This is a genomic window from Hymenobacter sp. IS2118 (assembly GCF_000715495.1).
In the GTDB taxonomy this organism is placed as follows: domain Bacteria; phylum Bacteroidota; class Bacteroidia; order Cytophagales; family Hymenobacteraceae; genus Hymenobacter.
In genome coordinates this window covers 22,628-28,627 of record NZ_JNLX01000122.1, presented here as the reverse complement: position 1 = coordinate 28,627, position 6,000 = coordinate 22,628, and the positions used below count along the sequence as shown (strand labels likewise).

The window sequence follows — 6,000 nt, the reverse complement described above, 5'->3', positions numbered from 1 at the left end:
AGGAAACGATGGTCTTCTCGTAGCGGGTGGCCAAGCGGCGATACTGCTTCATGCGTCCGAAAAAGCGTTCGATTTTGTTGCGGTCGCGGTAGGCATTCTCGTCCAGGGGCAGCGGTTGGGTGCGGTTGGGGTGGCTGGGGATGACGGCTTGAATACCGCGTTGAGCGCAATAGGCGCGGGTTTGGTCGCTGTCGTAGGCCGTGTCGGCCACTACCTGGCCCACGTCGAGGCCGTCGAGCAGGGGCAGCGCCTGCGGGCTGTCGCCGGCCTGGCCGGGGGTGGCGAGCAGGCGCACCGCGTTGCCCAGCGACTCGACGCAGGCGTGAATTTTGGTGCTCATCCCGCCCCGGCTGCGGCCGAGGCACTCGGTCTGAGCGTCGCTTTTTTTTGGCCCGCCGCGTGCTGGTGCGCCCGCACGATGGTCGAGTCGAGCAGCACCCAGTCCAGCTCCGGCGCTTGGACGACCTGGAAAAGGCGGCGCCAGACGCCTTTTTCGGCCAGCCGGCGGAAGCGTTTGCGGGCCGTGTCGGACTTGCCGAAGCGTTCGGGCAGGTCGGCCCACGGGCAGCCGGTGCGCATTATCCACACCACAGCGTTGAAAAACAGCCGGTTATCGACGGCCGTCGCCCCGCCATCGGCGGCCTTGCCGGAGAGGTGCGGGGCAACCAGGGCCCAGGTAGCATCAGAAATTTCGTGACGGCGCATGCTGAAAAGTAAATAAGCAGTAAACATATAGCTGATTTCTTATTGTCCTCACGCCCTAGGCTCGGATGAATGTTTTTTTGTGTAATAATCACCCATCAAACCCGCACCGCCCGCCCCTTCCATTGGTAGCCGCCGCGCCAGCCCGCCGCGCCCACGGCCAGCGCATACGGCGCATACAGCACCTGCAGCGGCAGCAGCCCCCACAGCCACTTGCGCTGCCCAAAAAACACCAGCACCGGCCCCAACAACCAGGCATCGGCGCCCAGCTTGATAACCCACGCGCCCAGCACCCAGGGCCAGAGGACAGGCCACTCCAGCGCCGCCACCACGCCCCCGGCCAACGCCACGTTGGCACCCAGCACCAGCAGAGCCAGGCGACGGGAAGCCGAGCTTTGGTAGTGCCGCCACTTGCTGGCCCAGCGCACCCGCTGCCGTAGCAGCGCCCGCAACGTGAGCGGGGCAGCCGTGCGGATGATGGCCGCTGCATCGGCCAGAAAATGCGCCGAGCCGGGAAACGCCGCGTGGATTTTATGCAGCAGAAACTCATCATCGCCGCTGGCTACGTGCAGGTTATCGGTGAAACCGCCCACGGCCTCGAACGCGGCACGGCGGTAGGCCAGATTGGCTCCATTGCACATGGTGGGCCACTGGCGCGCAATGCAGGCCCCACCCACTCCCACCAGCCCCGCAAATTCCAGCCCCATGAGCAGGTGAAGAAAATTAGGCGGGCCGGTAAGCAGCACGGGCCCGCTGATGAAATTGGCCTGGGGCGTCCGCGCCAGCAGCGCGGCGTAGGCCGCCAGCCAGCCCCGCCCCACCCGACAGTCGGCATCGGTGCACACCAGCCACGGGGCCCGGGCCACTTGCAGGGCCGCGAGCAGGGCCGCTTTTTTACCGGTTTGGGCAGCAGGCAAGCTTATGAGACGCAGGCGAAAACCTGTTTCGGCAGCGGCGGCGGCCACCAGCGCCGCCGTGGCATCGGTGGAGTGGTCGTCGGCAATCAGCACCTCGAATTGCGCGCTGGGTAACGTTTGGGCCGCCAGGTCCTGGAGGAGCTGCGGCAGGTTGGCGGCTTCGTTGCGGGCCGCAATCAGGACCGAAAAGAGTGGGCCGGCCTCCCCTAGCTCCAGAGCTGATGGCCTCTGGCTCGCCGGGCATGCACCCCATCCCCTAGCCTCCCCTCCGCTTGATGCGCGGAATCCTCCGGGAGAAGGGGGACTAATTTTTAGCTCTAAAACACTAGAATAGTGTGCGTTAATTCTATCAGCTAGTTCCCCTTCCCCCGGAGGGGAAGGGGTTAGGGGATGGGGTGCACGCCCGGCGAGCCAGAACTTATCCCCTCTGGGGACTAGGGTGGCCTGGTTCCACCCGCCGCGCAGCCAAACCATCAGTCCCGCATACAGCACCGGCAGCGCCAGCAGCAACGCCCCGGCCATCATCGGCTGGTACGTTTTTCGCGCAGCACCCGCAAGCCCGGCACCAGCAGCAGTCCGGCGGCGCTGGGCAGGGCAATGTTAATGACCCACAAGCTGAGGCTGGCGCTGAGAACGGGCAGCGCGGGCTGCCCCAGCAAGCCAAACAAATGCGTAGCCGACAGCTCCCGCACGCCCACATCGGCTAGGGCGTTGAGGGACGGCACCAGGGATTTCAACAGGAAAGTGCCCACCACCGCCGCCAGCCCCGGCCCCAGTGGCGAGGCCGCGCCATAGGCGGTGAGCAGCAGCAAAAACTGCCCGCAAAACACGGCGTAGCGCAGCCCTGAAATGGCCAGCACCGCGTGCAGCGCCCGCGCCGGATACGTGGGCATTATCGCCAGTGCCGGCCGGAAGCGCCGCAGTGGCCGCCACAGCCCCAGCGCCGCCAGCAGCAGCCGCGACCGATACAGCGGCACCAGCACCGCCAGGCAAATCAGCAGCGCCGAAACGCTGACGCCCGCCCCGGCCGCCGGGTAGCCGTTCAGGTAAAAGGTCAGTAGGAAGTAGAGCAGGCCCGCCACGCCCGCCAGCACCGTGGCCACCAGCTGGCAGTAGCGACCCAGAAAAACCGCCCCCAGCGCACTCACGCGACGGCTTTTCAATTCGATGATGCGGCCGGCGTAGTCGCCCACGCGGTTGGGAGTGGCAAAGCCCAGGGTGAGGCCCACCAGCACCGCCCGCAGGCTGCGCCCAAAGGTGACGGGCTCCAGGTGGCGGGCCAAGCGATACCATTTCCAGGCTTCCAGACCCCAGTTCACGGGTACCAGCGCCAGGGCCAGCAGCACCGGCGTGCGCCCGGCGCCGCTGAGCGAGGTGGCCAGCAGCGTGCGCCAGGCCGCAGCAGTATCGGGCGCGGCGAAAATGGAGTTGTAGAGAAAGCCCAGCGTGAGCAGCGTCACCAGCACTTTGCCCCAGAACACGAAGCGGCCCCAGTTGCGCGGGCCAGGGGCTGGTTCGGATTTGGGGTTCGGGCGGGGCGCTGCCAGGGCCGGGGCGGGGTTCGCGGCGGGGGCGGCGGCCTTGCCTGCTTCGTAGCTTTGCAAAGGAGGCCCGCCGGCTACCCCGGTTTCTTCGCTTCCACTTTTCGTCTTCCCGCTTTCCTTTTGGCCGCTCCCCTTCGCCCCCGCCCCGCTCCCGCCGTCGAGCTGCTGCCCAAAATCATCATGGGTGTGGACCCCGGCACCCAGATTATGGGCTACGCCCTGATTGAGGTGCGCGGGCAGCGGGTCGACGTGCTGTGCTACGACGTTATCAATATGAAGGCGCTGGGGTCGAATCACGCCGTAAAGCTAAAGCGGATTTTCGACCGCATGCTGGAGCTGATAGACGAGTACCTACCCGACGAGCTGGCTATTGAAGCCCCGTTTTTCGGGGTCAACGTGCAGAGTATGTTGAAGTTGGGCCGGGCGCAGGGCGTGGCCATTGCTGCTGCGCTCTCGCGTCAGATTCCTTACGTGGAGTACGCGCCCACCAAGGTAAAGCAGTCCGTAACCGGTTCGGGCAACTCCACCAAGGAGCAAGTGGCCCACATGCTGCGCCAGACGCTCAAGCTGCCGCCCATTGCCGAAGCCAGCACCTTCCTGGATGCCACCGACGCCCTGGCCGTGGCCCTGTGCCACCACTACCAAAAGGGCAACAACGCCACCGTGAGCGGCGGCAAAAGCTGGGGCAAGTTCCTGGCCGAGAACCCCGAACGCCTGGGCGCCAGCACGGGAACGGGCAAGAAGAAGGCGCCGGCGAAATCGTAGAGGCGGGGCCGAATTACTTCAAATCCTTGGGCCACTCGTAATTTTTCGACCATTCCTGAAACACTGCTACCTCGTTTGGGTGCGCGGCCAGCCATTGCTGTACTTCGGGCGCGTCGGTTTGGGAGGAATGAGCCAAATAGGCGAAGGCGGGCCCGAAGCCTTTTTTTTCCAGCTCCACGAAATAGGGCACGTAGTAATTCCAGGTGAAACCCTTCTGATTATCGGCCAGCTCGCCCAGGCCCTTGCAGAGCGAGCTGAACTGCTGAACGAAGCGCTCAATGGCATTCGTGGGCGGCGGCACGCCTTTGTTGAGCGACGAATCCAACAAGGCCGCACTCGAAATGGAGAGGAGCATTTCGGCAGGACCAAAATTATCGGGGCCGCCTTCCTTACCGTTGGCGCCCGCCAGCGCCGCACTGGAAATATTGATGCTGATGGCATTTTTACCCGTGCGCGATACGCCCAGATTCATTGCCTTGTCGAGCATGGGCAGGCGCTGAACCGCGCGCGGGCTGCGTGGCTCCAGCACCAAAAAGCGGCTCAGGGCCAGCAGGCCCGGAATACGGTGCTCGCTCCCCAATTGCATCAGGCCCAGATTCACGTGCGAGCTGGCGTGGTTGGGGTTGCGCGCCACGGCCTGCTGAAAACTTGTGATACCGGCCGGCACCTGCCCGGCGCGCGCCTGCGTCACGCCAGCATTAAAATGGAGCATATACGAATTGGGGAAATATTTGAGGCCCTGCTCGTACACCCGCACGGCCTCCGCAGGCTTTTTCAGGCCGTCGAGGCTGTTGCCGTAGGTCACGTACACGCTCGGACCCACGCGGGGGTCGGCTTTAACGAGCTTTTTGCAGATATCCGCCGCCTCGGCGTGGCGGTCGAGAGCGTTGTAGGTGAGCGCCAACTCGCTGAGCGCAACAACATTGCCGGGCTCAGCCGCCAGCACTTCCTGATAGCGCGCCACCGCCTCGTCGTATTTGCCGGCATCAAAGAGGTTGGTGCCTTCCTCGATGACCTCACGGGCCGGGCGCGTTTGGGCAAGGGCAACGGGGACGAGGCCCAGGGCCAGCAATAGGAGTAGCAGGTTTTTCATGAGAATTAGGCTGGGTAGAAAACCAAAGTAAATGCCTAGCCCACGGTCCCCACCAGCAATTCCCCCGTCGCATACGTCACGGCGTAGCCGCTGATATCTACCCGCTCGTCGCGCAGGCGACACCAGAGGTCGCCGCCGCGGGGCGAAATCTGCCGGGCGCGCAGCTCGGTTTTGCCCAGTTTTGCGGCCCAGTACGGAATCAGGGTGTTGTGGGCGGAACCCGTAACGGGGTCTTCGGGCACGCCCACGCGGGGAGCGAAAAAGCGCGACACGAAATCGATGCCGTCGGTGCCGGGCGCGGTGGCGATGACGCCCACGTAGTCGAGCGCCGCGATGCGGGCGTAGTCGGGGTTCAGGGCACGCACTTCGGCTTCGGTGTTGAACACGACCAGCAGGTCGCGCGCGGCCAGCACGTGCAGCGGCGTGGCGCGGAGTCCGTCGGCCAGGCCGGTGGGGTGCGTGGTCATCTCCTGGGGCGGGCGCGCCGGAAAATCGAGCGTGAGGCGGCCGTCGGCTTCGCGCGAAACCCGCAGCGGCCCGCTCTGGCTGTGGAAAACCACTTGCGGCCCGGTAAAGCCCAGGTGCGAAAAAAGGACGTGGGCGGAAGCCAGCGTGGCGTGGCCGCACAAGTCAATTTCCACGGTTGGCGTAAACCAGCGAATGTCGTATTCGGCCGCCGAGCCGCTGCGAAGCACGATGAAAGCGGTTTCGGCCAGGTTGTTTTCGGCCGCAATTTGCTGCATCAGCTCGGTGGGCAGCCAGGCTTGGAGCGGGCACACGCCGGCGGGGTTGCCGGTGAAGGGACGTTGGGCGAAGGCATCGACGTGGAAGTAGCGTATCACGGAGGTCGGCGGTTTTAGAAAGTTTGCGGGTTGCGGGGGCAAGAATACGGCGCGGCGCGCAGCAACGCCTTTGGGAGAAAAGAAAATGTGAAATAAATTTAGGGGCCGTGCAACGTCCAAGGCCGGCCGCCGGTCAG

The 6,000-nt window shown here is 64.7% G+C and carries 5 protein-coding genes and 1 pseudogene; 1 reads left to right on the top strand and 5 read right to left on the bottom strand.

Annotated elements, in window-relative coordinates; genetic code table 11:
• The 3 genes and pseudogenes from GM79_RS24895 to GM79_RS10290 form a co-directional block, all read right to left on the bottom strand.
• Positions 1-705, bottom strand: a pseudogene (locus tag GM79_RS24895) (IS5 family transposase); the annotation flags it as partial.
• Between the two features lie 95 nt (positions 706-800).
• Positions 801-2,093: a glycosyltransferase gene (locus GM79_RS10295; protein ID WP_235184038.1), complete on the bottom strand. Its 1,293-nt coding sequence runs from the start codon at positions 2,091-2,093 to the stop codon at positions 801-803.
• A gap of 47 nt (positions 2,094-2,140) precedes the next feature.
• Entirely contained in the window at positions 2,141-3,223 is a 1,083-nt protein-coding gene (locus tag GM79_RS10290; RefSeq protein ID WP_051718738.1) for a lysylphosphatidylglycerol synthase transmembrane domain-containing protein, read from the bottom strand.
• Positions 3,224-3,343: 120 nt separating this feature from the next.
• Between GM79_RS10290 and ruvC the strand changes: the two genes are divergently transcribed.
• On the top strand, positions 3,344-3,928 hold the full coding sequence (ruvC, locus tag GM79_RS10285; protein WP_051718741.1) for a crossover junction endodeoxyribonuclease RuvC: 585 nt from the start codon (positions 3,344-3,346) through the stop codon (positions 3,926-3,928).
• 13 nt (positions 3,929-3,941) lie between these two features.
• Here the strand turns inward: ruvC and GM79_RS10280 are convergent, their stop codons facing one another.
• Together GM79_RS10280 and GM79_RS10275 are read right to left on the bottom strand one after the other, a co-directional pair.
• Positions 3,942-5,021 carry a tetratricopeptide repeat protein gene (locus GM79_RS10280; protein WP_035563247.1) on the bottom strand — a complete coding sequence of 360 codons (1,080 nt, stop codon included), beginning with the start codon at positions 5,019-5,021 and terminating at the stop codon, positions 3,942-3,944.
• A 35-nt stretch (positions 5,022-5,056) separates the two neighbouring features.
• The gene (locus GM79_RS10275; protein ID WP_316930109.1) at positions 5,057-5,863 is read right to left on the bottom strand and encodes a PhzF family phenazine biosynthesis protein; all 807 of its coding nucleotides are present in this window, start codon (positions 5,861-5,863) and stop codon (positions 5,057-5,059) included.
• Positions 5,864-6,000: the final 137 nt, after the last annotated feature.